This window comes from Variovorax sp. P4_B10, assembly GCF_056402375.1.
The window spans coordinates 1-3,127 of sequence record NZ_JBFUHN010000164.1 but is presented as its reverse complement, the minus strand read 5'-3'; the positions used below and the strand labels follow the sequence as shown (position 1 = coordinate 3,127).

At 63.6% G+C, this 3,127-nt stretch carries 2 protein-coding genes; one reads left to right on the top strand and one right to left on the bottom strand.

Going from position 1 to position 3,127, the window contains the following annotated elements; translation table 11 throughout:
- Positions 1-1,040 (top strand): beta-ketoacyl-[acyl-carrier-protein] synthase family protein (locus tag AC1DXX_RS33185; RefSeq protein WP_478138448.1); only part of this gene is annotated, 1,040 nt, incomplete at its 5' end.
- Between the two features lie 135 nt (positions 1,041-1,175).
- Here AC1DXX_RS33185 and AC1DXX_RS33180 read toward each other — a convergent pair.
- A partial coding sequence (locus AC1DXX_RS33180) for a hypothetical protein (protein WP_478138447.1) occupies positions 1,176-3,127 on the bottom strand: 1,952 nt, incomplete at its 5' end.

The window sequence follows — 3,127 nt, the reverse complement described above, 5'->3', positions numbered from 1 at the left end:
GGTTCACCAAGCTCCAGCTCGCGGGCGTCGATCGCGTGAGCCAACTCGCGGTGGCCGCGGCCGACCTCGCGCTGCGCGATGCGGGCCTTGCCGTCGGCGACGCCGACCCCGAACGCGTGGGCGTCTACGCCGGCTGCGGCATGGGCGGCGCCGCAGCGCTCGAGGCCGCCTACCGCGGCAACGGGCGCGTGTCGCCGCTCACCATTCCCGCCTTCATGCCGAACGCGCCCGCCGCCCATGTGGCCATGCGCCAGGGCGTGCAGGGGCCGGTGCTCACCTATTCCGTCGCCTGCGCCTCGTCGTCGGTGGCCATTGCCGAAGCCGCCAAGGCGATCCAGCGCGGCGAAGTCGACATGGCCATCGCCGGCGGCAGCGAAGCGCTGATCGTGCCGGGCGTGGTGCTGGCTTGGCAGGCGATGCAGACGCTGGCGAACTTCCAGCCCGGCGAAGCGGCCGGCGCCGTGCGACCCTTTGCCAGCGACCGCAGCGGGTTCGCGCTCGGCGAGGGCTCTGCTTTCCTGGTGCTCGAATCCGCCGAGCGTGCAGCCCGTCGCGGCGCCCGCAGCTACGCCACGCTGGCCGGTTGGGGCCTGAGCAGCGACGCCACCCATCTCACCAAGCCCGATGCACCGGGCCAGACGCGCGCACTGCGCCAGGCCCTGCGGCAGGCCGGCCTGCAACCGCGCGACGTGGGCTACTGCAACGCGCACGGCACGGCCACGCGCATCGGCGACGTGGTCGAGCGCAACGCGCTGGCAGAGGTGTGGGGCGACGATCTCGGCGAGCTGCGCGTCAGCTCCACCAAGGCACTGCACGGCCACATGCTCGGCGCGGCAGGCGCCATCGAGGCACTCATCACGGTGCTTGCCTTGCACCGTCGGCAACTGCCGCCCAACGCCAACTGCAACGAGATCGATCCGGCCTGCAGCCTGAACCTCGTGAAGCAGGACGACACGGCTGCGCCGGCGCTCGAAGCCGCCATGAGCAACTCGTTCGCGTTCGGCGGCACGAATTCGGTGCTGCTCTTCCGCCGCGCCTAGGTTAGAGATAGATTAGGTTGATGCCAGATGCTTGGCATTGACCGCCTCGGGGCAAGGCCGCCAACGCCTTTTTCACCGTCAAATGATCAGTGGCGTGCGAAGAGATCGCGCTTCTACTGCGCCAATCGTCGTGGCCTACCCTTGGAAAGGCGGTAAAGGTGTCCCGTACACATTGTGATCGGGAATGGGCCAAGTGATGACCCCATTGCCGCCATCGTATAGCGGCGGCAAAGATGGGATGCCACCGCCGAACGTTGGTGGCGTTTGCGTCCCACTGGCGGGAATCACGAGGTTGACAGCCAGGCCCTCGCCCCAAGCAGCATTCCACTGGCCGACGACCGTGGACACCGACCCCTTGATCTGCTCGCCCCAAAAGGTTTGGCGGCCTAAGGCGTTATAGCCATGCATGTCATGTTTGCCCGGCCCGTAGAAGTCGAAGTCAACAAAAAAGCGCGAACCATCGTCAAAGAATCTGGTGGAGAAGTCCTGCTGACCCCAAGCATCAAACCTCGTTTCCACCCGGCTCCAGCCGTGGCTGCCATCCTGGTCATAGTCGTAAGCGTTGCGGCTGCCGTCGTCCATGAACATGTTGGCGCTGTCCTCACGGCCCCAGGTGTCCAATCTCGATTCAACCCGGTTCCAGCTCTGGCTACCGTCCTGATCAAAGTCGTACGCGGTGCGCCAGCCGTCATCCATGAGCACTTGGGCGGCATCCTCGCGCCCCAAAGCATCGTAACGTGACACGATCTGGCTCCAGCTCTGGCTACCRTCCTGGTCGTAGTCGTAGGAGTAGCGCAGGCCGTTGTCCATGAACATTCTTGCGTCGTCTTCGCGGCCTTGGGCATCGAAGCTCGCTTCGATCCGGCTCCAGTCTTGGCTGCCGTCCTGATCGTAGTTGTATGAGTTGCGGCGGCCGTTGTCCATGAACACATTGGCGCCATCTTCGCGACCTTGGGCATCAATGTGCGATTCGATCCGATTCCAGCCCTGGCTGCCGTCCTGGTCGAAATCGGTCCGGTCGCGGCTGCCGTTGTCCATGGTCACGGTACGCCAATCTTCACGGTCTTGCGCATCGAAGTGGCTGGCCCAGATGCTGTCGCCACGGACATTGGACTGATCGAAGTCGGTCCAATCCTTGCCGCCGTCGTCCAGGACCACGCGGCGATAGTCCTCGCGCCCCTGCGCATCGAAGTGACTGGCCCAGATGCTGTCGCCGCGGACGTTGGACTGATCGAAGTCGGTCCAATCCTTGCTGCCATCGTCCAGGGAAACGCTGCGCCAGTCTTCGCGGTTTTGCGCGTCGAAGTGACTGGCCCAGATGCTGTCGCCACGGACATTGGACTGATCGAAATCGGTCCAGTCCTTGCTGCCGTCGTCCAGCGCCGCAACCCGATAGTCCTCGCGGCCCTGCACATCGAAGTGCGAATCAAGGCGCGTCCAGTTCTGGCCGCCACTCTGATCGTTGTCCGAGCGGTCGCGCGTACCGTCGTCGCGATAAAAGTCCGTGAAGTCGATTTGGCCATTCGAGTCGTAGGCAGTGAAGCGCGTGGAGTAGTCCGCGTTGTTTTGCGCGCCGTCGATTTCGGTGGATTCGGTAACGTGACCAGAGGTGTCATATCGCGTCGTGGTGCCGTCGCCATTCGCGGCCGCGCGATGCTCCTGATAGAGATTGCCCAATGAGTCAAAAACCACATCGCGACGGTCCCCGTTCTCGTAGATCACACTGGCGCTGGAGGAGTTGTCGTCGTGCATCACGACGTCCGTCACCACGTATCCGACAACATTGAAGGTGGCCCTGACATGGGCGTCATAGGCGGCGCCCTCTGGGGTGTCCTTCAGAGCGAGCGTCTTGATGACGTGACTACTGGCTGCATCGCGATAGAAGTGGTCGTTGTAGGCCGCCACCACTGGCCGTGCCTGCTCGATGATGTAGGCTGTCTTGTCAGCGCCAGCCAAGCCCATGCCATTGGCCACGGAATCGAGGCGCGCAAATTCCTTGAAGATAACGTCGACTCCAAGGATCACACGATTGCTGACTGAATACTCGGTGCCCAAGGTCGCAAGTTCCTTGCGGAATGTGTATGCGG